General features: G+C 58.6%; 18 protein-coding genes. 9 read left to right on the plus strand and 9 right to left on the minus strand.

Going from position 1 to position 23,215, the window contains the following annotated elements:
- Nucleotides 1–92 precede the first annotated feature (92 nt).
- The 9 genes from KJF94_RS01515 to yaaA all read right to left on the minus strand — a co-directional run bounded on the left by KJF94_RS01515 (nt 93) and on the right by yaaA (nt 13,039).
- The gene (locus KJF94_RS01515) at nt 93–1,214 is read right to left on the minus strand and encodes a mannuronate-specific alginate lyase (protein WP_214380751.1); all 1,122 of its coding nucleotides are present in this window, start codon (nt 1,212–1,214) and stop codon (nt 93–95) included.
- A gap of 7 nt (nt 1,215–1,221) precedes the next feature.
- The gene (locus KJF94_RS01520) at nt 1,222–2,682 is read right to left on the minus strand and encodes an alginate O-acetyltransferase (RefSeq protein ID WP_214380752.1); all 1,461 of its coding nucleotides are present in this window, start codon (nt 2,680–2,682) and stop codon (nt 1,222–1,224) included.
- A 10-nt stretch (nt 2,683–2,692) separates the two neighbouring features.
- On the minus strand, nt 2,693–4,264 hold the full coding sequence (gene algG / locus KJF94_RS01525) for a mannuronan 5-epimerase AlgG (protein WP_214380753.1): 1,572 nt from the start codon (nt 4,262–4,264) through the stop codon (nt 2,693–2,695).
- Between the two features lie 26 nt (nt 4,265–4,290).
- Nucleotides 4,291–5,766 (minus strand): alginate export family protein, encoded by a 1,476-nt coding sequence (locus KJF94_RS01530; protein ID WP_214380754.1) that lies wholly within the window; start codon nt 5,764–5,766, stop codon nt 4,291–4,293.
- Nucleotides 5,763–7,265 (minus strand): alginate biosynthesis TPR repeat lipoprotein AlgK, encoded by a 1,503-nt coding sequence (algK, locus tag KJF94_RS01535; RefSeq protein ID WP_214380755.1) that lies wholly within the window; start codon nt 7,263–7,265, stop codon nt 5,763–5,765. The genes KJF94_RS01530 and algK overlap by 4 nt, the downstream gene beginning before the upstream one ends.
- Nucleotides 7,266–7,280: 15 nt before the next feature.
- Entirely contained in the window at nt 7,281–8,450 is a 1,170-nt protein-coding gene (locus KJF94_RS01540; protein ID WP_214380756.1) for an alginate biosynthesis protein Alg44, read from the minus strand.
- Nucleotides 8,451–8,486: 36 nt separating this feature from the next.
- Nucleotides 8,487–9,968, minus strand: coding sequence for a mannuronan synthase (gene alg8, locus KJF94_RS01545; protein ID WP_375379867.1), 1,482 nt, complete (start codon nt 9,966–9,968; stop codon nt 8,487–8,489).
- 162 nt (nt 9,969–10,130) lie between these two features.
- The gene (locus tag KJF94_RS01550) at nt 10,131–11,447 is read right to left on the minus strand and encodes a nucleotide sugar dehydrogenase (protein ID WP_214380757.1); all 1,317 of its coding nucleotides are present in this window, start codon (nt 11,445–11,447) and stop codon (nt 10,131–10,133) included.
- Nucleotides 11,448–12,259: 812 nt separating this feature from the next.
- Nucleotides 12,260–13,039, minus strand: coding sequence for a peroxide stress protein YaaA (yaaA, locus tag KJF94_RS01555; RefSeq protein WP_214380758.1), 780 nt, complete (start codon nt 13,037–13,039; stop codon nt 12,260–12,262).
- A gap of 309 nt (nt 13,040–13,348) precedes the next feature.
- On the opposite strand from yaaA, the gene KJF94_RS01560 reads away from it, so the two are divergent.
- The 9 genes from KJF94_RS01560 to cyoB all read left to right on the plus strand — a co-directional run bounded on the left by KJF94_RS01560 (nt 13,349) and on the right by cyoB (nt 23,214).
- Entirely contained in the window at nt 13,349–14,473 is a 1,125-nt protein-coding gene (locus KJF94_RS01560; protein ID WP_214380759.1) for a polysaccharide deacetylase family protein, read from the plus strand.
- Nucleotides 14,474–14,809: 336 nt separating this feature from the next.
- Nucleotides 14,810–16,204 (plus strand): PhoH family protein, encoded by a 1,395-nt coding sequence (locus KJF94_RS01565; RefSeq protein ID WP_214380760.1) that lies wholly within the window; start codon nt 14,810–14,812, stop codon nt 16,202–16,204.
- Nucleotides 16,205–16,420: 216 nt separating this feature from the next.
- The gene (gene moaC / locus KJF94_RS01570) at nt 16,421–16,894 is read left to right on the plus strand and encodes a cyclic pyranopterin monophosphate synthase MoaC (RefSeq protein ID WP_214380761.1); all 474 of its coding nucleotides are present in this window, start codon (nt 16,421–16,423) and stop codon (nt 16,892–16,894) included.
- Nucleotides 16,891–17,133 (plus strand): molybdopterin converting factor subunit 1, encoded by a 243-nt coding sequence (gene moaD / locus KJF94_RS01575; protein ID WP_214380762.1) that lies wholly within the window; start codon nt 16,891–16,893, stop codon nt 17,131–17,133. Before moaC ends, moaD begins: the two co-directional genes overlap by 4 nt.
- A 3-nt stretch (nt 17,134–17,136) precedes the next feature.
- Nucleotides 17,137–17,589 (plus strand): molybdopterin synthase catalytic subunit MoaE, encoded by a 453-nt coding sequence (moaE, locus tag KJF94_RS01580; protein WP_214380763.1) that lies wholly within the window; start codon nt 17,137–17,139, stop codon nt 17,587–17,589.
- A gap of 306 nt (nt 17,590–17,895) precedes the next feature.
- Nucleotides 17,896–18,672: an ABC transporter substrate-binding protein gene (locus KJF94_RS01585; protein WP_214380764.1), complete on the plus strand. Its 777-nt coding sequence runs from the start codon at nt 17,896–17,898 to the stop codon at nt 18,670–18,672.
- A gap of 234 nt (nt 18,673–18,906) precedes the next feature.
- Complete coding sequence (locus tag KJF94_RS01590; protein WP_214380765.1) at nt 18,907–19,416, plus strand: disulfide bond formation protein B; 510 nt, start codon at nt 18,907–18,909, stop codon at nt 19,414–19,416.
- 828 nt (nt 19,417–20,244) lie between these two features.
- Nucleotides 20,245–21,180, plus strand: coding sequence for a ubiquinol oxidase subunit II (gene cyoA / locus KJF94_RS01595; RefSeq protein ID WP_214380766.1), 936 nt, complete (start codon nt 20,245–20,247; stop codon nt 21,178–21,180).
- A 3-nt stretch (nt 21,181–21,183) separates the two neighbouring features.
- On the plus strand, nt 21,184–23,214 hold the full coding sequence (cyoB, locus tag KJF94_RS01600; protein ID WP_214380767.1) for a cytochrome o ubiquinol oxidase subunit I: 2,031 nt from the start codon (nt 21,184–21,186) through the stop codon (nt 23,212–23,214).
- Nucleotide 23,215: the final 1 nt, after the last annotated feature.

Consider the following 23,215-nt stretch of genomic DNA (forward strand, 5'->3'; position numbering starts at 1 on the left):
CGGTGTGTCAGTCAGTCCGCGTTTACTGGGTTACGACTGCTTCGCAGCCGAGCGGGAGCAAGCTCCCTCGCCACAGGGGAATACAGTGAGCCTTAAGAACCTTTGCCTTTTTCGTTGGCCGGGTCGTAGACCTTGGTCAGGTCACCCCCGAGGCGGAAGGTCTTGAATGGCTGCATCTCGTGCTTCTTCTCAAGCACATCCGGCGAGCAGGTGTAGAGCGTGCAGAACGGTTCGAGCCAGGCGAATTTCGAGTCGACCTTCAGGTCGGTCATGTCCTGTTCCTTGCCGTTCTTCTCCTCGAATTCGTCCGGGTCTTTAACCCCGGCCAGCACTCGATCACCCAGACGTTTCAACGCGCCGTTGTTTTCCTGACGCAAGTCCACACCGTTGACCTGAGCGAAACTGGCGATCATCGCCAGCGGCGGCAGGGCGTAGTTGTGGTAGGCGAGGGCGCGTTGCTGGCGCTTCAGTTCGTTCGGCAGGAAACCCTGGGCGTCGACCTGATTGGCGCCGACCTTGTATTCCTTCACGGCCCAGTCGAACAGGTCGCGGCGATTGGTGGCGACGGACGTTGCCATCACCGACCACGCTGCCCAGTACGAGTGGTTATTGGTTTGTTCCAGCGGCAGGTTGTCCCAGTCGCTGACCACCTGATCGGCCATCTTGCTGAACCAGGCCTCGATCAACTGCGACTCTTGCTGATGGTTCGCCAACGGATGCGAGTCGGAAAACTTCAGGCGAATGTAAGACGACGCCATGCTGCCCAGCGCCCATTTGCGCATGGACTTGCCGGTATGGTTGAAGTCCTTGGACATCAGCGCGTCGGCCTTGGCCCAGGCAGTCAACCAGTTCAGCGTGCATTCGAGCTGTTCCGGACGACCGTCACGCATGAACTGCATCACGCGCTTGCTGGTGCCGCGCTCAATCTTGGTGATGTCGGCGGTGCTGTCGCGGAAGGCTTTTTCCGACTGCTCGTTCAACGTCGAACGGGCCTTGTCCGAGCCTTCGTACTTGCTGCGAAATTGCAGCGAGCCAGTGTACGGCGTCGGCATTGCGTCACAGCCTTCGCTCTTGTCGCCGGTTTTGACTTTTTCGATCGGCGCGAAGTAACCCTGTGGCGGGCGCAGTGGCGCGGCGGCCTGAGTCGCGCCGGCAAACATGGCCAGGCTCAACAGGGACGGTGCGATCAATCTTCTCAAAGTTCGGGTTTGCATAGTTGCCTCATTGCCCGGCCTGAGCGGTACGTTGCTCAGCGCCTGGGAACACGTTGCGTTTGCAGATTTTCGCTTCGACTTTCTGTGGCGCGGCACCTGCTTCAGGGCCCTGGACTTCGACGGCCAGCAGATTCTGCGAGGCCCAGTCTTCGTCCGTGCGCAACTCGAAGGCGAAACGCCCGTCGGTATCGGAGGTTTCCGGTTTTTCGATCTTGATGTCCTCGTGGCGACCGTTCATGTACCAGAGGGTGGCTTGCAGGGTTTTCACCGACGGATCGGCGAAACGGATGTCAACCTGGTGACTGCTGTTTTGCAGGTTCAGGTTCTTGCTGTTGACCATCAATTCGTTCTTGCCCGGTTTCAACGTGGCACTGCCACTCATCTGTGCATCCTTTCCTTCGCAGCCGTTGTCCAGCAGCGCCATCATCTGGCGGTAGATGGTTTCCTGGTCGAGGCGATAGAGCGGCGAGAATTCCCAGATCAGAATCTTCGGCGGCTTGGTCTGGAACTCTTCGCTGCCCAGGTACTGCAGCATCGAACCTTCCAGGCCACCGCCAGGGAACGCCACGTTGAGGATGTCGGCGCCGATGGCCTCTTCGAGGAAACCGGCGAAGTTGTAGTTCTTGCCACTGTGGCTGGTGCCGACCAGGGTGATCTCGGGATTGCCGGAGTCACTGAACAGGTCGCCATCCGCCGCTTCGCCTTTTGGCTCGGTGGTGAACTGATCCATGTACTGGATCGCGTAGCTGGTGCCACAGAGTTGACCGGCCATATTGTGTAACGTTCCGGTCTTGCCCATGCGACCCGACTTATGGCTCTCGAATTCGCGCTTCGGAATGCCGGCAAACTCAGGCAATTGCTTGATTTTCTCGCCGACGATTTTCGCTGTGCGCTGGGCGCCATACGGCGTCCAGTGTTGGTCGCCGCGGAAGTAGAAGTCGTGGGCGGGCAGGGTGTCGGGCAGCGATTCGTTGGTCAGCGGCGACAGGTCCGGCACTACGTAGCCCATGGCGGCGAAACGGCCGAGCATGGTCTTGTAGTTCCTCAAGGCTTTGTCGAAATCGAATTTGGCCTTGTCTTCCGGGTTGAGCTTGTTGCGGTTCACCAGGCCACGGGTGGGTTGATAAACAACAACGAGCTCCACGCCTTTGCTCTTGAACGCATCGTGCAGTTCTTTCATGCGTTTGTAGCCGGCGGGGGTGGTGTCGAATTCGGTGCGCAAGTCTTCCTGCGTACGGAACAACCAGTCGCCCTGAGCCTGCACCAGCGTGGTGAAGTTCTGCTGGTAACGCGTGGTGTAGTTCTTCGCGTCGTGGGCTTCGGGGCACAGGTTGCAGCACGGCTCGGCGTTGAATGCCGGTGGACTTACTTTACCGGCAGCTTCATCGGCACGAGCGCCGGCGCTGGCCGCGAGAATGCCGGCGGTCAGAGCCGACAGGCTGAGTAATTTGATCAAGTGTGGGTGCATAAAATTATCCTCAGTCCCGCATTTCGGTCTGGCGTTCGACAGGGTCGATCAGCACGGCTTTTTGCTGGCGTACCAGCAGGTCGAGAATTTCATCCTGACGCTCGCCGAGAATCCCGTTGAAGCTGATGCCGCTGGATTTGGTAGGGGCGAGCATGGACACGCGATACAGCTCGACGCTCAGCGGCGAGTCGATGGACAGCGGTCCGCTGCCGTTACCGGCCAGTTCACCGCCGACGATGATCAGCGACACTTGGGCATCGAATGGATCGAGCTTGATGTCGCGGTCGGTGTCGCTCAGGTCCTTGATGTGGCCGTAGACGCCGGTCAGTCCGTTGGCCATGGCCAGGTTTTCGTAGAGGCGGATGTTCACGCTGTTACGAATACGAATGCCGTGGCGCTTGTTGCTGATCACCTTGTTGGCCCACAGCAGGTTGTCGGCACTCTCGTAGAGGGTGATGCCGTCGGTGTGGTTCTTGTAGATCTCGTTGTAGGCGATGATGTTGTTGACGCTGTTACGGTCGATCACCAGGCCCGACAACTTGTTGTCATAACTGCGGTTGTTGAAGATGAAGCTGTCGTTGACCTCACGGGAAATAATGATCCCGTGCTTCTTCTTGGTCCCGTAAACGGTGTTGTCCGCGATGATCAGACCGTGCGAGCGGTCATGCGGGTCGATGCCGTAGACGATGTTGTCTTTGTAGGTGTTGCCCTTGACCACGAAGTCGCGGGTTTCGTAGCAGTAGAAGCCGTACCACATGTCCGAGAACTCGGAACCGACGATCCAGCCGCTCGGTTCAGGACGCTTCAAAACCTTGGCCATGTTCGGCGTGTACTGGGAAATACTCACGCCGTACGACTTACTGTTGGCGTAACCGAAACTGGCTATCTTGCTGTTGGCGATGTAGGTCTGGGTGCCGCCCCAGGACAGCAGGAACGGACGGAATTCCTTGGGCGACTTGAAGGCCGCCGGGCCGTTTGCCTTCTCGCTCCAGCCGGTGATTTTGGTATCACGCACAAACAGCTGGCCGTCGTTGACCAGGAACGAACCGGCCTCCTGGGACAGGCGCAGCTCCTGGGTCTGCTTGTCGATTTCCAGGATGCCTTTCTCACCAACCACGATCGGCAACTTCGCCAGGAACACGCCCGGCGAGGTTTCGCTGAAGTACTGCTTGGGCAGTTTCTTCGCCAGATCCCTGAGGTTCATGTAGCCGTCGTCGATGAAAATCGCCTGCGGGATACCGTGCTGACGCACCACCCACTCGGCCATTTTGTTATCGCCGCCGATGAAGTCCTTCAGGGCGTTTTCCTGCATCATCCGGCGCACGCTGATCTTGCCGGCCTTGGTGCGCACGATTTTCGCGGCGATGGCTTCGGCGGTGTAGCCGGAGGTGTCCGGCAGTTTCGGTTTTTCCAGCTCCAGCGGCGCGGTTGGCGCGCTGCTGACGGTGTAGGTCTTGGCCTGCTGCAATTCCTTGGCCGTGGTTGTCGGCTTGACCGACTCCACATTGGCGAAGCACGCCGAACTTGCCAGCAGCATCGCGCCGGCCAGCAAGGTCAGTGTGCCTCTTTTCGGACTGTTCATGTCGGGAACTCCCTTAGCGGTTCGCATCAGAAGCGCCAGATCACGTCGACAAACGCGCGGTGCATGTACGAGTCGACTTCTTTGCCGTAGGCATCGCCCGGCTTGAACACACCGCCACGCAAGCGCACGAGGGCCGACGGTTCGTCGATCGACTGGCTCAACGCGGCAGGCAACAGGCCTTGCTTGAAGTACTTGGTGACGACGAGGTCCATTTCCTGGCCGAGGTCGTTGCTACCCTCTTTGAGCGGTAACGAGGTGCTCGCGCCACTGCCATCGATATCGTTATCGACGGCGTTGATGCCATTGCTGCCGACTGGCTTGCTGCTGTCGACACGCCAGAACTTGTGGTAGATCACACTGGCGTCGTATTCGTCGTTGAGCATCCACGAACCGAACAATGTAGCGGTCTGCATGTTGTTCATTTCGCCACGGAAGGCTTCGCCGAAACGGTGAACCCGCGAGCGCGTACCGGTGTAGTTCGAGCGGTTGCTTTCCAGGCCGTTCTGTTCGTAATCGGCACTGGCGCGGGCATAGGCTGCACCCACTTGCCATTGCGGATCGAGGCGCAGACGCACGCCGACATCGGTGGCCCAGCCGTTGAGGTCTTCACCGCGCTTGGCTTCCGTCGGGCGAGAGCCGTCGGCGTTGAGCTGATTCACCGTGTCGGTGTCGCCGCTCATGCCGGTGACGCTGCCCCAGTAATTGACGGTGTTGGTATTGCGGTAGTTGTAGGCATCGCTGTCAGCGGTGAGGCCGAGCCAGCTGATGTCGCCGTTCTGTTTCTTGTCCAACGAGTCGCCGGCCACACCCGGTTCCGGGTAGTCGAGCTTGCCGTCATCGTGGGTGTGATGACCGCGAATCCCGACCCAGTTGCCTGGCGTCCATTGATACGCCGTATCGGCGTAGACGTGCAGGCGATCCTTGTCTTTCGGTGCCAGTTCCTTAAGGTCGGTGCGGTATTCGCTGAAGCGTTCGGCAATACCGACGTTGGCGCGCAACAGGGTGGTGTCGAAGGTCCAGTTCAGGGCTTCGATGTTGGTGTCGCGCCATTGGCCGTCGTCGTTACGCAGGCGTTGGCGACCGAGCTTCAACTGCTCGCCCGGATACGGCGTGAGGCCGCTGTAGCCGACCCAGAATTCGCGCATGGCCAGGTAGTTTTTCTTGGTCTTGCGATCACCGTTGTCGGTGGTCTGGGTGCCGTCGCTGTCGGACTGCTGCAAGGTGTCGGTTTCGATGATGTCGGTCGACGTCACGGCCTGACCCATGGCGTAGGCGCTCCACGCGCCGCTCTCGCCATAGACCCATGGGCGCAAGTCGAGACCGACGCCGCTGACATCGCCGCCACTGGCGGTGCCAAGGTCACGGTCGTCTTCGGACTGGCCGGTGACTTTGACGTCGAGACCGTAGTTCTTGGTCTCGGTCAAAGCCGCCAGGGTTGGGCATGACCACAAGAGGGCGAATGACAGGCCGATACCGGCCTTCACGAATGGATTCAACTTCATAGGGATTCCTCGCCGTCTTCTTCTTCCAGGGCATGCAGTTCCAGCGTGTTCGGGCTCAAGGCGCCACGAACGGCCTGTTCTTGTTTCAACAGGCGTTGGGCCTCGGCGAGCTGGGCAGGCGGCAGTTGGGCTTCGAGTGTTTGCGCAAGCTCGGTGGCTTGTGGCGTGTTCTGCGCCTTGGCCAATTGGCTGAAGACGTAAGCGTTAAGCGGGCTGGGCTTGGTGCCCTTGCCTTGGGAAAACAGCTGGGCGATGGCGAAGTCGGCGCTGTTCTGGCCATTGCGCGCAGCGGTCAGCAGGTGATCCAGTGCTTTCTGCGAATAGACTTTGCCCAGGTAACCACGGCGGTAAATCTGGCCGAGGTAGTAATCGGCGGCGACTTCTTTGCCGACGGCTTTCTGGAAATGTTCTTCGGCGACTTTCGCGTCGGCCGGCACCCATTTGCCTTCGTAGTAGAGCTTGCCGAGCAACAGTTCGGCACGCGGCTGGTCAGCGGCACGGCCGTTGTCCAGGTACTTCATCATCGTGTCGACGTCGCCGAGTTCCGGGAAGTCGTAGAGCAATTGCGCCAGGCTGACCCATGAAGCGGGATAGGCGGGGGCGATGTCTTCGAGCAGCGACTGAGCGGTTTTTTCGTCGGTCTTGCCCAGGCTTGCATCACCGAGCACACGAGCAACGCTGTCCACGCGCTGGGCGGAAACGGTGCCGCGGGTATGCGCCGCTTGCATCTGTTTGATCAGCTCGGCCTGCTGTTCCGGTTTGCCTTGTTTCTGGTAAACCGTGGCCAGCTCGACGTAGCAGATGTCGGTGGTGTTCAACGCGGCTTTGCAGATGGTGACGATTTCGTCGAGGTGCTGGTCGTAGGTGCCCTGGGTGCGATAGAGCAGCACTTGGGCCAGGCCCGCTTCCGGTTTGCCTTCGGCGCGCCATTGGCTGATCTGCTTTTGCGCGTTGACGTTCGGGAAACTGTGGGGGTATTGCAGGTACAGCATCGCCAACGGGATCAGCGTGTTGCCTTCGCCATTGGCCGAGGCTTTTTTCAACAGGCCTTCGGCTTCGTGCTGTTCGGCTTCGGTGGAACCGGGCTTGGCCACCAGCAGGCGACCCAGACGAGCCTGAGCTCGCGGCGAAACGTCGGCCGCGGCGCGGTACGTCGCCTCGGCCTGTTTGACCTGCGCCGGGTCGCGGCTGTCGACCTGGATATCGGCGAGGCCTACTTGAGCCTCGCTGTAGCCCAGGTCGGCCAGTTGCTTGTAGTTCTGCTGCGCCAGCGTGGTATCGCCGCGCTTGAGGGCTTCATTGGCCAGGCGCTGGTCGGGCAGGCCGGCACAACCGGCCAGGCTCACGGCCAGGGCCAAAGCACACACCGTACCCATGTGGGAGCCAGCCTGCTGGCGATTCAAGCGGCTCGGTACATCAGACAAACCGCGGCGATCCCATCGCGAGCAGGCTCGCTCCCACAGGGACTGCGGCGTATTCGAGATTTTTGTGATGGTCACGGGCATGTCCTCTGCTTAAATACCGGAAGCCATGGCTTTATCGATCAGCCAGTTCAGGTTCGGGCCACGGTCGCTGTTCACTTCAACCGGGCGGCCAGCGAATTTGCTGTCCAGCGGTTCGTCAGGCTGGATCAGCACGCGGATGTCGGACGACAGGTCGGCGCTTTTCAGGCTGGTGCTGCTGACGATCTTGCCGGTGCGGGTTTTGTCTTCGCCGGCAATCTGGAAGCTGACGTTGGTGCCTGGGCGCACATCGCCGAACTGGCGATAGGAGAAGCGCGCTTCGACGTTGGCTTCGCTGTTGCGCGGCACCAGTTGGAAGATCACGTCGCCCTTGCTGGCGTACTGACCGTTGGCGACCATTTGCTGGGCCACGGTGCAGTCGCACGGCGACGTCAGGGTGCCGGTCATTTGCTTGCCGAACAGTTCTTCAACCTTGGCCGGTTGCAGTTGATTGTCGTCCAGATGGCCCTTGAGTACGTCGAGCATGCTGGTGCTGAACGTGGCGAGCGGAGCGCCTTTGGCGGCAACGCCGTCAGCCTTGATCAGGCTCTGCACGGTGCCGTCACGCGGCATGGTGATGTTCATGCCCGGCACGCTGACCAGACCGGCCTGCGCATGGCTGACGAAGTACATGCCGTACACCGATTTGAAGATGAAACCGAACGCCGCCAGGCCGACGATGAAAATCGCCAGGCTGAAGGTCACTGCACGCAGGCGACCGAACGCGGTCATGCCGTGGCCGCCATCCTTGACCTTGCGCGCCTTGGTGAAGTTGTCGCGCTGCAGGGTTGCCAGCACTTCACCCATGCTGACGATGTCGCCGGCCAGGTGAGAAGTGATCAGGTGACGCAGGGTCGAGATGTCTTGCGGTTCCAGGTTCTGGAACTGGCAACCGGCACGGCCGGTCTGGCGGTCGAAGGAGCGCACTTGCAGCTCCACGTCCATGGCCAGGCCGAGGTTATCGATGACGAATTGCAGGCGAGCCTTGTGCACATCGCCGATCTTCAGCGGCAGCTGGCCGGCGTTGAACGCCAGGCCGCCGGCGGAGAGGTCCAGGACCCGGGCTTCAACCGGCGTCCGGTCCGGACCGAAGAAGCGCAGCTTGGCCGGAATTTTCACTCGGGCGTGTTGGCGCTGGGCTTCGGATTCATGCACTACGTTGGCGTTGACGGCGGTATTCATAGGGGCGATTTCCTGGTTAATTCAATAAGGGGGCGGTCAGACCATCATCAGCAGCACGGCGACAAAAATGCTGCCGGCGGAGAAGGTCATGGTCCGAGACGACCAAGTGTTGAACCAACGTTGAAAGCTGGCGAGATCACGGGTCAGTTTGGTGTCCTGGCGAGTCCAGGATTGTTGGTCGAGGCGGAAGAACACGTAGATTTTCACCAGCGCGCCGACGATCTGGTTGTAATAGAGAATCGCCGGGTAGGCCGGGCCGATCCGGTGACCGGAGCAGGACAGCAGCAGGGTCAGGATCAGGCGGGTGATGCCGATCCACAGCAGGTAAACCAGGATGAACGCGGTGCCGTACTTGAAGGACGCGATGATCGCGACCGTCAGGCCCAGCAAGGACGTCCACATCGATACGCGTTGATCGAACAGCACCACCGAGGTGAACAGACCGAGGCGTTTGACACCCAGGCCCAAGGCGCGGGCGTTCTGGCGCAGGTTGTTGCCGTACCAGCGAAACATCAGTTTGCGGCTGGCCTTGATGAAGCTTTTTTCCGGCGGGTGTTCCACGGTGTGGATCGCCGCGTCGGGCACGTAGAACGTGTCGTAGCCCAGGCGCATCAGGCTGAACCAGCTCGACTTGTCGTCACCGGTCAGGAACTTGAAGCGGCCAAGGCGCCAGTGTTGCAGCGAGTCGCTTTCCACGTCGGCGATGAAGTCCGGATCGGTCACGACCGTTGCGCGGAACACCGACATGCGGCCGGTCATGGTCAGTACGCGTTTGGACAGGGCCATCGAGCACATGTTGATGTGACGCTGGGCGAAGCGCAGTTTGTGCCACTCGCTCATGATGTAGCCGCCGCGCACTTCGCAGAACTCGTTGGTGGTCAGGCCGCCGACGTTGCTGAACAGCTGGAACCACGGCACGGTCTTGAGCACAACGCCTTCGGCGAGCACGGTGTCGCCATCGATCACGGCAACCACTGCACGGTCGTCCGGCAGGTGGCGGGAGATGGCGCGGAAACCGTAGGCCAGGCCGTCACGCTTGCCGGTGCCGGGAATGCGCACGAAGTCGAGCTTGACCCGCTCCGGCGGATTCATCTTGGCCCAAAGGCTTTTCACCAGCTTCTCATCGGACATTTCCACGATCGAGCAGACCATGGTGGTCGGCAGGCCGCAGTCGATCGCTTCGCGAATCACCGAGGCATAGACCTGGGCAGTTGTCAGCGCGTCGATACGAAAACTGGTGACCATCAAAAACACATGGGACGGGTCTGCCGCTTTACCCAGCTTGCGCACTTTGCGCCGCAGGTGCGGGTAGACCACGTACAGAAACAGCATGCCGCGCAGGAAGTGCGTGGCACCCATCGAATAACGCCAGATCCCGATGAAGCCGATCAGGAAGATGAAATCCTTCGACTCGGAATCGAACGTCGTCGCAGGCAACGCCATGGCGATGCCCATCAGAATACTTAAGTAAAACAGCCAACCGGCGGCCTGAAGTAGGCCGTGCTTTAGCCTGTGCATAATCTGCATCCGTCTCTATCTCGGGCGAGCCTGTGGGGTGGCCCGATGGGGTTAAGGCAGGCGTAAAAGCTGTAGGAGCGAGGCTTGCCCGCGAAGGCTGCCTGCATGACACACCGGGACGCCTGGTTCGCCGGCAAGCCTGGCTCCTACAGGGAGCGGGTATTACCAGCAGATGCCTTCAGTCCGGCCACTTACGCTGGTGGCTTGGGACATGAAGCCGACCAGGTCGATCACTTGCTTGCCGTGCGGAGCGTTCTGCGCCAGGGCGCGGAATTTTTCGTCACGGTTGCCGAGGATGATCACGTCAGAGTTGTTGATCACTTCGTCGAAGTCGGAATTGAGCAAGGACGAGACGTGAGGGATCTTCGACTCGATGTAGTCCTTGTTCGCACCGTGAACGCGGGCGTATTCGACGTTGGCGTCGTAGATGCTCAGGTCGTAACCCTTGCCGATCAGCATTTCGGCCAGATCCACCAGCGGGCTTTCGCGCAGGTCATCGGTGCCGGCCTTGAAGCTCAGGCCCAGCAGGGCGACTTTGCGCTTGTCGTGGCTGGAAACGATGTCGAAGGCGTTCTGTACCTGGGATTCGTTGCTGCGCATCAGCGAGTTCAGCAGCGGCGATTGCACGTCCAGGGCGCCGGCGCGGTAGGTCAGGGCACGCACGTCCTTCGGCAGGCAGGAGCCGCCGAACGCGAAGCCTGGGCGCATGTAGTACTGGGACAGGTTCAGCGTTTTGTCCTGGCAGACCACTTCCATCACTTCGCGACCGTCGACGCCGCACGCCTTGGCGATGTTGCCGATCTCGTTGGCGAAGGTCACCTTGGTGGCGTGCCACACGTTGCAGGTGTACTTGATCATCTCGGCAACGGCGATGTCCTTGCGGATGATCGGCGCGTCGAGCTCTTCGTACAGCGATTGCAGAACGTCACCGGATGCCTTGTCGAACTCGCCGATGACGGTCATCGGTGGCAGGTCGTAGTCGGCGATCGCAGTGCTTTCACGCAGGAACTCAGGGTTCACCGCCACACCGAAATCAACGCCGGCTTTCTTGCCGGAGCAATCTTCGAGAATCGGGATGACAACGTTTGCGACCGTACCCGGAAGAACGGTGCTGCGAACCACGATGGTGTGGCGGGTGGTCTTGTCACGCAGGACAAAACCGATCTCGCGGCATACCGCTTCGATGTAGTTCAGTTCCAGATCGCCGTTCTTCTTGCTCGGCGTGCCGACGCAGATCATCGACAGGTCGGTGTCGCGAATCGCCTCGGCGAAGTCGGTCGTACCGCGCAGACGGCCGGTTTCGATACCCTTGGCCAGCAGTTCGCCCAGACCCGGTTCAACGATCGGCGATTTGCCGGCGTTGATCATATCGATCTTGTCTTTGGCGACATCGACGCCAACGACGTCATGGCCCCGTGCAGACAGGCAACCGGCACATACTGCACCGACGTAACCCAAACCAAATATGCTGATGCGCATCGCATTTACCTCTGTATTTATCAAGCCATTACATGGCCGGAGTTAATGGTGTTCAGCGGTCATAGTGCACTCGGAAGTTTGGGCGACAGGCGCCGCAATGCCGTGTGCAGGCATATAAGTTCCGAGTGTCTAAATAAGTGCACTCAAGATGTGCGCAACTAGGCCTTATTATTATGATTTGCCCTGTTATGCAGCCGAGTCCTCTGATCAGAGGTCATCCGTGCAAAGGTCTTGCGCGCTCAATGCCAGGCCAGAAGCCCGTAAATCAAGCGGTTCGGGTGCTCGGGTGAGCACGTTTATAGGGGCGCTGCCTTGGCCGTGTAGGGGATAGCAGTGATGCGTTATCTCCTGTCCTTCATGTGTTGCCCAAATCAGGGATTATGTAGCCAAAGTTATTGTGACAACTTCGCTACGTGATCTCTTCTCTGCGTAAGTTATCTCGTACATGTTCAGAGATAATCGTTACCGGTGGTATGAGCTACGCATTTGGACATAGTTCCAGTCCGCCCATCGCGAATTCTGAAATTTCTTGAAATATTGAGAAAGATGGCACTACTTTCAAACTGATGGCACTTGCTGTCTCACCCTTGTTACACGGGGCGATAAGCAGGAAAGATAGTTTTGTGCCACTACCGATAAAAAATTTCAGTGCCACTACTGAAAAAAATCATCGAAGTCGAGTGAAACTAAAGTTAGAAAACTGACCGATGGTTTTTTGGCGTCAAGAGGCTGGCGAATCAGGCGGGAAATTGTTGGACGATCGGACGCAGGCGCACGACGGAAAATTTGCTGTCGTGCGCCAATCAGGTGCGTTACTCGGGAGTGTGATCGCGAAGAAACACCAGGTTGTCCGGTTTGGACTGCTCGGCGCTGTATCGATAGCCTTGGACGTCGAATTGCTTGAGGGTGGCAGGGTCGTTGATGCGTTCTTCGATGACGAAGCGGCTCATCATGCCCCGGGCTTTTTTCGCGTAGAAGCTGATGATTTTGTACTGGCCGTTTTTCAGGTCTTTGAAATCGGTATTGATGATGCGGGCATTCAAGGTTGTGCGTTTGACCGCCGAGAAATACTCGTTGGACGCCAGGTTCAGCAGCACGTCATCACCCTGGTCGGCCAGGGCCTCGTTCAACCATTCGCTGATCCGCGTACCCCAGAAGGCATACAGGTCCTTGCCGCGGGCGTTGGGCAATTTGGTGCCCATTTCGAGGCGATACGGCTGCATCAGGTCCAGTGGACGCAACAGGCCATAAAGGCCGGACAACATGCGCAGATGCTGCTGGGCGTAATCGAAATCGGCTTCGCTAAAGGTCTGAGCGTTCAACCCGGTATAAACGTCACCCTTGAACGCCAGCAATGCCTGTTTGGCGTTTTCCGGTGTGAACGCCGGGGTCCAGCTGCCGAAACGCGCGGCGTTGAGCCCGCCGATTTTGTCGGAGACATGCATCAGCTCGCTGATCTGCGCTGGCGTCAGGTCGCGCAACTGCAGGATCAGCTCCTGGGAATGGTCGAGGTATTGCGGCTGGGTGAAGCGCTTGGTCGCCGGCGGTGTTTCGTAATCAAGGGTCTTGGCGGGGGAAATCACCATCAGCATGAAGTCGTCTCCTTTAATGTGGGGGCGATTCTAGGGGGTTGTCCTTAATGACTCCAGCTATCAAGGCCATAGGTGATCGGCGGTGAGCCCGTTTCTCTTGGCGGGTAGAGACCACTGTGGCGAGGGAGCTTGCTCCCGCTCGAGCGCGAAGCGGTCGCAAAATCGATGCGACGGTTTTTCCTGAAGGAATGAGGGTGCTGGTTTGGGGCTGCTTCGCAGCCCAGCGGGAGCAAGCTCCCTCGCCACAGTGGGTTGGGTCAACCTGTATCAGCTATAGTGCCGCGCGGGTTTTGTTATGGAGACATCCCATTGCGTATCGTTTTTCTTTTATCAGCCTGGCTATTGAGTTTCGGTGCCGTTGCGGCGCCGGGCGATGTGGCGACGCTCGATCGCAGCACCTGGCCGGAACAGCTCAGCAACCCGACCCTGTTCGATGTCGCCTCGCGCGCAGAGATTCTGATGTTCGCTCGTGTTCTGCTGGCCAGTGAATCGCTGGACGAAGCAAGCCTTGCCCAGCGCCTGGGCCTGCGCACGATCAATCTGGATTCGGTCAACAACCTGCGTCAGCGCCTGTGGCAACGCTTGCTGACCAATTACAACTTCGCCCAGCAAAGCTGCGATCAAGATGCTTCCTTCTGTTTTCTGGTCGAAGACATGGCCACCTTGCGCGAGCAAGCCGCCAAGTTTCAGGTCAGCGACGACAGCTACTACATAAAGTGGGCCGAACCGAGCCGGCTGTTCCATGCGCAGTACCTCGACGAGCAGTTGCGCAAGGCGGCGCTGTTCCCGCAAACCAGCAGCGAAGTCGATCGTTTTGGCGACTACGAGCGCAACGGCGAGTCGATGCATGACCGGCTGTTCCTGTTGACCTTCGACAGCGCCGCCAATGCCGCGCCGGACAACACGGCGTGGGTCACCGAGTACCTGCGCAAGGCAAACATGACGGGTACGTTCTTCGTCCTTGGCAAGGATATTCAGGCGCGCCTGAGCGAGCGCTCAGTGGCGAGCCTGCAGGCGACTTACTCGACGCAGTGCATCGGCGTGCAAGGCTGGGAGTTCCGCTCCCACAGCCACTGGCAGGACTGGCAGGATTCGGTGCGGCGCAGTGCCGAACTGGTCAAGAGCAAATTGCCGGAGAACTACGTCCCGCTGTTCCGTCCGCCGGACGGCCAGCGCCGTCCGGACGCGGAAGGCTTCTTCAGGTCCCAGGGCTTGCAGGTGGCGCTGTGGGACATCGATGCCCAGGACGGCGCCGGCAAGCTCAAGGCCAACCAGAGCGCGCAGCGTGTGTTGACCCTGATGCTGTTGTGGCGGCATGGGGTGATCAACTTCAACATCAAGCAGGACGGAGTGAAAACGGCGATGCCCTGGCTCATTACGCAAACGGCGCCCAGTGGAATCGGTTGGGAGGACTGTCAGGACGGATTTCGCTGAAAGGGTAAAACCCAGCAAACATTGGAGGAAGGGTGATTTTGAGCGGAATTTCGATGCAGGCGGACTTCCGACTTTAACGGGGTGATGGCCATCCGCCTAGTGCTATTGGTCACTCTGAAAAATAAACTTCAAAAAAACGTCAAAGTGCTTTTTTCTGTCATGGGTTTTGGAGTATTACGAAGACAGACCGCCGAAACCTGCAACACAGGTGGCGTCTCCCAAGACCCCGCTATGGATGCAGTTCACTTGAGTCCCCGCAGGTGAATTCGGTAGTCACTTCGAGGCGCAGCACCGCCAAGGTATTGCGTCGAATGGCTCCCACAAAGGTGACCGAGTATGGATGATCACGGACGTAGTTCTTCCTCCAACCAGCCAATCCTTTATGTACTCGATACCAACGTATTGATTCACGATCCAAACGCCCTGCTTAACTTCGAAGAACACCACGTCGCGATCCCGATGACCGTGCTTGAGGAGCTGGACAAGCTCAAGAGCGGGCATCACAGCGTGGCTGCGGAATGCCGTCAGGCGATTCGCCTGATCGACAAGACCCTGGGCGATGCCAGCCCTGAAGACGTTGAACTGGGTGTACCGATCCAGCGTGGAAAAAGTGGGCCAAAAGGTTTGCTGTCAATTCTGATGAGCAAACGTGCCGAACCGAACATCATTCTTCCCGAGCACCTGAACGACAACATCATCATCAACCAGTTGATCGACCTGCACGCGCGCGAACCCAAGCTGCCCGTGGTGCTGGTCACCAAAGACATCAACATGCGCCTCAAGGCCCGTGCGTGCGGGATCGCGGCCGAGGACTACAGCACTGACCAACTGGTTGACGACGTATCGCTGCTGCCCAATGGCTACCACACCATGGCCGGGTCCTTCTGGGACCTCGTAAGGAATGTCGAAACCCGTCAGGATCACGGCCGCACCTGGCACCAGGTGAAAATGATCGACAACCTGCCGGCAGTGCATATCAACGAGTTCATCATCGACGAACAGGGTTTTGTCGGCTGGATCAAGGAGATCGACGAGGACAAGCTGCTGATTCTCGACCTGCATCAGGAGCCCCTGTTGCACCAGGAAGCCTGGGGCCTGAAACCGCGTGACATCTATCAAAGCCTGGCGCTGTACGCCTTGCTCGATCCGGATATCCACCTGGTCAACCTGACCGGGGCAGCAGGTTCCGGTAAAACCATCCTCGCACTGGCGGCGGCGATCGAGCAGACCATGGTCAGCAAACGCTATCGCCGGATCATCGCGACTCGTAGCGTGCAGGGTCTGGACCAGGAGATCGGCTTCCTGCCCGGCACCGAAGCGGAAAAAATGGAGCCTTGGCTGGGCGCCATCACCGATAACCTCGAAGCCTTGCACATGGATGACGAAAACACCCATGGCAGCGTCGATTACATCCTGAGCAAAGTGCCGTTGCAGTTCAAATCCCTCAACTACATCCGGGGCCGCAGCTTCCAGCAGAGTCTGATTCTGATCGATGAATGCCAGAACCTCACGCCGCACCAGATGAAAACCATCATCACCCGTGCGGGCGCCGGTTCCAAAGTGGTGTGCCTGGGCAACCTGGCGCAGATCGACACCCCTTACCTGTCCGCGACCAGCTCCGGGCTGACTTACCTGACTGAACGCTTCAAGGACTTCCCGAACGGCGTCCACATCACCCTGCAAGGGGTGCCTCGTTCGATTCTGGCCGAATACGCCGAATCGCATTTGTAACTGCGTCACCAAAACCGGGCGGCCCCAAAGCCGCCCGTTTTTTTATGCCCATCCACCCTTGTAGGAGCGAGGCTTGCCCGCGAAGCTTTTGGCGGACGTGAGGACGCCTTCGCGGGCAAGCCTCGCTCCTACAGAGGACTTCGGCGCTCAATAATCTTGCGTGCGGAAATTTGACCCACAGGTTTACAATCGAGGCTCTTGATCAGGAGTAACCCTGTGCTGACTCATCTCGATTCCCAAGGTCGCGCCAACATGGTCGACGTCACTGAAAAAGCCGTGACGTTCCGTGAAGCGACGGCCCAGGCGCTGGTGCGCATGCTGCCCGAAACCCTGCAGATGATCGTCAGTGGCGGCCATCCCAAGGGTGATGTCTTCGCCGTGGCGCGCATCGCCGGCATTCAGGCGGCAAAGAAAACCAGCGACCTCATTCCCCTGTGCCACCCGCTGATGCTCACTGGCGTCAAAGTCGAGCTCAGCGCTGAAGGTGACGACACCGTGCGCATCGTTGCGCGCTGCAAACTGTCCGGGCAGACCGGCGTCGAGATGGAAGCGCTGACCGCCGCGAGCGTTGCCGCGCTGACCCTCTACGACATGTGCAAGGCCGTCGATCGCGGCATGACCATTGAAAGCGTGCGCCTGCTGGAGAAACTCGGCGGCAAGAGCGGCCATTTCCAGGCGGATCAGCCATGAACGTCACCGTGAAGTTTTTCGCTCGTTATAGAGAAGCACTGGGCGTCGACTCAGTAAAGGTCGAAGGTGACTTCGCCACGGTCGATGACGTTCGCGCGTTGTTGGCCAAGCGTGATGGCGCCGATGTGTTGAGCGAGCAGAACCTGATGTGCGCCCGCAACGAAGACCTCTGCCAACTCGACGAGCCGGTCAGCGATGGCGATGAAGTGGCGTTCTTTCCGACCGTGACCGGAGGCTGAGCCATGGCCATTCGTGTGCAATCCACGGCGTTCGATCCGGGCGCTGAAGTCAACGCCATGCACGCCGCCAATGTCGGTGTCGGGGCGGTGGTGAGTTTTGTCGGCTACGTGCGCGACTTCAATGACGGGCTAGACGTGGCCGGGATGTTTCTTGAGCACTACCCGGGCATGACCGAAAAGGCCCTTGGCAAGATTGCCACCGAGGCCGAGCAGCGCTGGCCGTTGCTCAAGCTGGAAGTGCTGCATCGCATCGGCGCGCTGGAGCCGGGCGAGCCGATCGTCTTCGTCGGCGCCGCCAGCGCTCACCGCCAGGCGGCGTTCGACGCCTGCGCCTTTGTCATGGACTACCTGAAAACCCGTGCGCCGTTCTGGAAGAAGGAAAACACCAGTGATGGTGCGCGTTGGGTAGAGGGGCGTGACAGTGATCATGCGGCGGCGGATCGCTGGAAGCAGTGATTCCTGCGGAGTCTACAAATACGCCTTCGCGGGCAAGCCTCGCTCCTACAAGAATTGCGTCGTTCACATAATGTATGAACGACGCGATTCTTGTAGGAGCGAGGCTTGCCCGCGAAGAGGCGATCCGCAACACCTAATGTCCTCCTGACTCACCACCCGACCATCGGCCAGGCACACCCCTGTCTGCCCGATTGACGACTAATACATAAAAGTCCAGTATGGAATTATAAGTACAAAAAAAGGCTTCTCCTGTTTCCGCTCTTCATCTGTCTTGCCAAACCAACAACAACCCGCGAGAGAACGAACATGAAGAAATTCCCCCTCATCACCGGTCTGGCCCTGAGCCTGTTGGCGTGCAGCACTTTGTTCGCCGCCGAGAAAACCCTGCGCATCGGCATCGAAGCGGCTTACCCGCCGTTCGCGTCCAAAACCGACAAAGGCGAAATCGTTGGTTTCGACTACGACATCGGCAATGCCCTGTGCGCGCAGATGCAGGTCAAGTGTGTCTGGGTCGAAGGTGAGTTCGATGGCCTGATTCCTTCCCTGAAAGTGAAGAAAATCGACATGGCGCTGTCGTCCATGACCATCAACGAAGACCGCAAGAAGTCGGTGGACTTCACCCACAAGTACTACTTCACTTCATCGCGTCTGGTGATGAAAGAAGGCGCAACCGTGGATGATCAATACGCCAGCCTCAAGGGCAAGACCGTCGGCGTGCAGCGCGCGACCACCACCGACCGTTACGCCACCGAGGTGTTTGAACCGAAGGGCATCAACGTCAAGCGTTACGGCAACAACGAAGAGATCTACATGGACCTGGCGGCCGGTCGCCTCGATGCCATTTTTGCCGACACCATCCCGCTGAATGACTTCCTGACGATGCCGCGTGGCAAGGGTTATGCCTTTGTCGGGCCGGAGCTCAAGGATCCGAAATACGTGGGCGAGGGCGCCGGGATTGCAGTGCGCAAGGGCAACACCGAGTTGGTCAGCCAGCTGAACACGGCCATCGACGGCATTCGCGCCAGTGGCGAGTACCAGAAGATTTCGGACAAGTACTTCAAGTCTGATATCTACGGCGACTGATCAACCGCATCGCCAGCAGGCTGGCTCCCACAGTTGAATGCATTCCAAATGGGAGCCAGCCTGCTGGCGAAGCGGTCGTGGGATCATGCAAAGCTCTGGAAATAGCCCGAATTTAATCCCTTCTTAACCGCCTTATCGTTTATTTCCCGACATCTATTCCATGCGTCCCGGGCTCTCCAAGGTCCGGGCCAGCGTGTAGACTTCCGGTCAATCGATATCTAGAAGGGAAACGCAATGAGCGAGGAAACAATGCGGTTGGGCCGTGAGCGGCGCTACCTGGTGTTGCTGGGTATCATCTGCCTGGCGCTGATCGGTGGCGCGCTGTACATGCAAATCGTACTGGGCGAGGCGCCATGCCCGCTGTGCATCCTGCAACGCTATGCCTTGCTGCTGATCGCCATCTTCGCGTTCATCGGCGCGGCAATGCGCACCCGTCGCAGCATCACGGTGTTTGAAACCCTGGTGGTGATCTGCGCCCTGGCAGGCGTCGGGGTGGCCGGGCATCACGTCTATACCCAGTTCTATCCGGCGGTCAGCTGCGGCATCGATGTGTTGCAGCCGATTGTCGACGGTCTGCCGTTGGCGAAGATCTTCCCGCTGGGGTTCCAGGTCGACGGTTTCTGCTCCACGCCGTACCCGCCGATCCTCGGTCTGTCGCTGGCACAGTGGGCGTTGATCGCGTTTGTCCTGGTGGTGGTGCTGGTGCCGCTGCTCACTTCGCATAACCGCAAGAAGCTGCGCTGAGGTCATTCGCCCCATCGCCGCGTGACACAAAAAAACGCCCCGGTCCTCGTTGAGAGGGCCGGGGCGTTTTGCATTTCAGAGGCCGGGTAAAAAGATCGTGATGTGCGGCAACGAGGGGTGCGACACATGTGCGACATGTTGTCACAGCACGAGTGTCGCAAGGCATTTCTGCGTGCCGGATTGGTACAGGTCTGCGCAATGAAATTGGTCTTTTGCCGCGTCTGCCGATTTCCATCCCCGTAACCCGGAACAGGCAGTTTTAACAGGCCCTGGCGAATTGCCAGAGCCCTTGTCACATGGGGGCTTGGGCAGGGTCGAAGGGGATGGCAGAGCCTTCGATACTGTCTGAACTGGGTGTGGTAGACCTACTATTTTTGGTGTTTTTGTTGAGAATCAATTTCGATAACATGGCGCACTTTTGCAAAAAGCGTCAAGGATTGTTGCTGGAATGGATAAAAATTATTTCGGGATGAGACATGGTTTATGAATCGTTACATATCTACAATCGCCCGCACTGAATTCCCGGCACTGCTCACCCTGACTCAGGTGCATGAGCAGCAATAGGACGTCGAGAGGCCGAGTGGCTTCATGCGACGCCTCTGGTGTCGGTGCCTTCCAACTATCCGCACCAAATGGAATTGGTCTGTAACAAGGCCTTTGACCACGAATTCGAATAAGAACTCACCGCTGGCCCAGGATTTGTCGAGCAGCATCTGACGCGCGACGGGCAGCCCTTATTCAATCCAAGAAAATGCCAACCCTTGGCAGGGTGAAGTGTTGGCGATCAAAACCCAACTGCATTGCGCAAGCTGCTTTAGAGGTCGTGAGATGAGTAAAAACAGGTACCCCAGACTACTAGGCTTATTGCCGCTGATCGGCACGTTGTTGCTGTCAGGCTGCAACATGACCTTGCTCGATCCCAAGGGCCAGGTTGGCCTGGACGAGCGAAACCTGATCATCACCGCAACGCTGCTGATGCTGTTGGTCGTGATTCCGGTCATTATCATGACCTTCCTGTTCGCCTGGAAATACCGCGCGTCCAACACTGACGCCGTCTACACGCCGAAGTGGTCGCACTCCACCAAGATCGAAATCGCGGTGTGGGCTGTTCCAGTGCTGATCATCATCGCCCTGGGTTACGTCACCTACAAATCCACCCACGCCCTGGACCCATACAAGCCGCTGGAATCGGACGTCAAGCCGATCACCATCGAAGTGGTCGCGCTGGACTGGAAGTGGCTGTTCATCTACCCGGAACAAGGCATTGCCACGGTCAACAAGATCGTGTTCCCGGCGCACACCCCGATCAACTTCAAGATCACTTCCGATGCCGTGATGAACTCGTTCTTCATCCCTGCGCTGGGCGGCCAGATCTACGCAATGGCGGGCATGCAGACCAAATTGCACCTGATCGCCAACCAGAACGCTGAAATGGACGGTATCTCCGCCAACTACAGCGGCGCTGGTTTTACTGGCATGAAATTCAAAGCGACCGCAACGACCCAGGAAGAATTCGACGCCTGGGTAAGTGAAGTCAAAAAGGCACCTAAAAAGCTTGAACAGGCTGAATACGCAGCGCTTGCCAAGCAGAGCCAGAACAACCCGGTCGAGCTCTACTCCTCGGTTACGCCGAACCTGTTCCAGATCATCGTCGACAAGTACGAAGGTATGAAACCGGGCAAGCCGGTGCACCACGAGAAGAAAGAGAAAGAAGTGGCCGCTACGGACATGAACTCGCATTCAGCTGCCGGGGCAGAGGAGTAAACGATGTTTGGTAAATTGAGTTGGGAAGCGGTCCCGTTCCACGAACCGATCGTGATGATTACCATCGCCATGATCGCGCTCGGTGGTGTGGCACTGTTCGCTGCAATCACGTATTTCAAGAAGTGGACCTACCTGTGGTCCGAGTGGCTGACTTCGGTCGACCACAAGAAAATCGGCGTGATGTACATCATCGTCGCCATGGTCATGCTGCTGCGCGGTTTTGCCGACGCCATCATGATGCGTACCCAGTTGGCCATGGCCACCGAGGGTTCGCCTGGCTACCTGCCACCTGAACACTATGACCAGATCTTCACCGCTCACGGTGTGATCATGATCATCTTCATGGCGATGCCATTCTTCACCGGCCTGATGAACCTTGCAGTGCCGCTGCAGATCGGCGCGCGTGACGTTGCCTACCCGTTCCTGAACTCCCTGAGCTTCTGGCTGCTGGTCTCCGGCGTAGTGCTGATCAACCTGTCCCTGGGCGTCGGCGAATTCGCCAAGACCGGTTGGGTTGCCTATCCGCCGCTGTCGGGTCTGCAATACAGCCCGGGCGTGGGGATGGATTACTACATCTGGGCGCTACAGCTATCCGGGTTGGGTACGACGCTGACGGGGGTCAACTTCCTGGCCACCGTGCTGAAAATGCGTACCCCTGGCATGAAGCTGATGGACATGCCGATCTTCACCTGGACCTGCACCTGGGCCAACGTCCTGATCGTGGCTTCGTTCCCGATCCTGACCGCTACCCTGGCACTGCTGACGCTTGACCGTTACATGGATTTCCACATTTTCACCAATGAACTTGGTGGCAATCCAATGATGTACGTCAACCTGTTCTGGGCCTGGGGTCACCCCGAGGTTTACATCCTGATTCTGCCGGCGTTCGGTATCTTCTCCGAAGTCATCTCGACCTTCACCGGCAAGCGTCTGTTCGGCCACCACTCGATGGTCTACGCATCGGGCGCGATCTCGATCCTGGGCTTCATGGTCTGGCTGCACCACTTCTTCACCATGGGTTCGGGTGCCAGCGTCAACGCCTTCTTCGGTCTGGCGACGATGCTGATTTCGATCCCGACGGGTGTGAAGCTATTCAACTGGCTGTTCACCATTTACCAAGGGCGTCTGCGTTTCACCAGCCAGGTTCTGTGGACCCTGGGCTTCATGGTGACCTTCGCCATCGGCGGCATGACCGGCGTACTGCTGGCCATCCCGGGTGCGGACTTCGTCCTGCACAACAGCCTGTTCGTGATCGCTCACTTCCACAACGTGATCATCGGCGGCGCGGTATTCGGCTACATCGCCGGCTTCGGCTTCTACTTCCCTAAAGCGTTCGGCTTCAAGCTGCACGAAGGTTGGGGCAAGGCAGCGTTCTGGTTCTGGATCTCGGGCTTCTTCGTCGCGTTCATGCCGCTCTATGCACTGGGCTTCATGGGCATGACCCGTCGTCTGAACGCCACCACCAACCCTGAGTGGGTGCCGTACCTGTACGTCGCCATGTTCGGTGCGGTAATGATCGCTGTGGGCATCGCCTGCCAGCTGATCCAGCTGTACGTCAGCGTGCGTGACCGCAACAAGCCAGAAAACATGTGCGAACACGGCGACCCGTGGAATGCCCATACGCTGGAATGGTCGACCTCGTCGCCACCACCGTTCTACAACTTCGCCGTGCTGCCAAAAGCAGACACCATCGATCCGTTCACCGAAGCCAAGGAAAACGGTACCGCGTACCAGGCTCCTGCTCGTTACGAGCCGATCCACATGCCAAACAACACCGCGACCGGCCTGGTCATGGGTGCTCTGTTGACCGTGTTCGGTTTCGCGATGATCTGGCACATCTGGTGGCTGGCCATCGTTGGCCTGGTCGGCACTGTGGGCTACTTCGTGATCCACGCTGCCCGCGATGATCAAGGCTACATGGTGCCGGTCGAGACAATCGAGCGCATCGAAGCCGAGCAGCACAAGCGTCTGGTAGCGGCCGGGAAAGTCCCAGCCACCGCCACCCGTGTTGAAACCTCGTTGGAACAGGCTTAAA

Source organism: Pseudomonas hormoni (genome assembly GCF_018502625.1).
Lineage (GTDB): Bacteria > Pseudomonadota > Gammaproteobacteria > Pseudomonadales > Pseudomonadaceae > Aquipseudomonas > Aquipseudomonas hormoni.

Excerpts from the sequence above, each read along its gene's own strand:
- cyoB (WP_214380767.1), top strand. The coding sequence starts at position 21,184 with ATGTTTGGTAAATTGAGTTGGGAAGCGGTCCCGTTCCACGAACCGATC.
- KJF94_RS01520 (WP_214380752.1), bottom strand. The coding sequence starts at position 2,682 with ATGCACCCACACTTGATCAAATTACTCAGCCTGTCGGCTCTGACCGCC.
- KJF94_RS01515 (WP_214380751.1), bottom strand. The coding sequence starts at position 1,214 with ATGCAAACCCGAACTTTGAGAAGATTGATCGCACCGTCCCTGTTGAGC.
- moaD (WP_214380762.1), top strand. The coding sequence starts at position 16,891 with ATGAACGTCACCGTGAAGTTTTTCGCTCGTTATAGAGAAGCACTGGGC.
- KJF94_RS01585 (WP_214380764.1), top strand. The coding sequence starts at position 17,896 with ATGAAGAAATTCCCCCTCATCACCGGTCTGGCCCTGAGCCTGTTGGCG.
- algG (WP_214380753.1), bottom strand. The coding sequence starts at position 4,264 with ATGAACAGTCCGAAAAGAGGCACACTGACCTTGCTGGCCGGCGCGATG.
- cyoA (WP_214380766.1), top strand. The coding sequence starts at position 20,245 with ATGAGTAAAAACAGGTACCCCAGACTACTAGGCTTATTGCCGCTGATC.
- KJF94_RS01530 (WP_214380754.1), bottom strand. The coding sequence starts at position 5,766 with ATGAAGTTGAATCCATTCGTGAAGGCCGGTATCGGCCTGTCATTCGCC.
- KJF94_RS01565 (WP_214380760.1), top strand. The coding sequence starts at position 14,810 with ATGGATGATCACGGACGTAGTTCTTCCTCCAACCAGCCAATCCTTTAT.
- yaaA (WP_214380758.1), bottom strand. The coding sequence starts at position 13,039 with ATGCTGATGGTGATTTCCCCCGCCAAGACCCTTGATTACGAAACACCG.
- KJF94_RS01540 (WP_214380756.1), bottom strand. The coding sequence starts at position 8,450 with ATGAATACCGCCGTCAACGCCAACGTAGTGCATGAATCCGAAGCCCAG.
- KJF94_RS01550 (WP_214380757.1), bottom strand. The coding sequence starts at position 11,447 with ATGCGCATCAGCATATTTGGTTTGGGTTACGTCGGTGCAGTATGTGCC.
- moaE (WP_214380763.1), top strand. The coding sequence starts at position 17,137 with ATGGCCATTCGTGTGCAATCCACGGCGTTCGATCCGGGCGCTGAAGTC.
- KJF94_RS01590 (WP_214380765.1), top strand. The coding sequence starts at position 18,907 with ATGAGCGAGGAAACAATGCGGTTGGGCCGTGAGCGGCGCTACCTGGTG.
- alg8 (WP_375379867.1), bottom strand. The coding sequence starts at position 9,968 with ATGCACAGGCTAAAGCACGGCCTACTTCAGGCCGCCGGTTGGCTGTTT.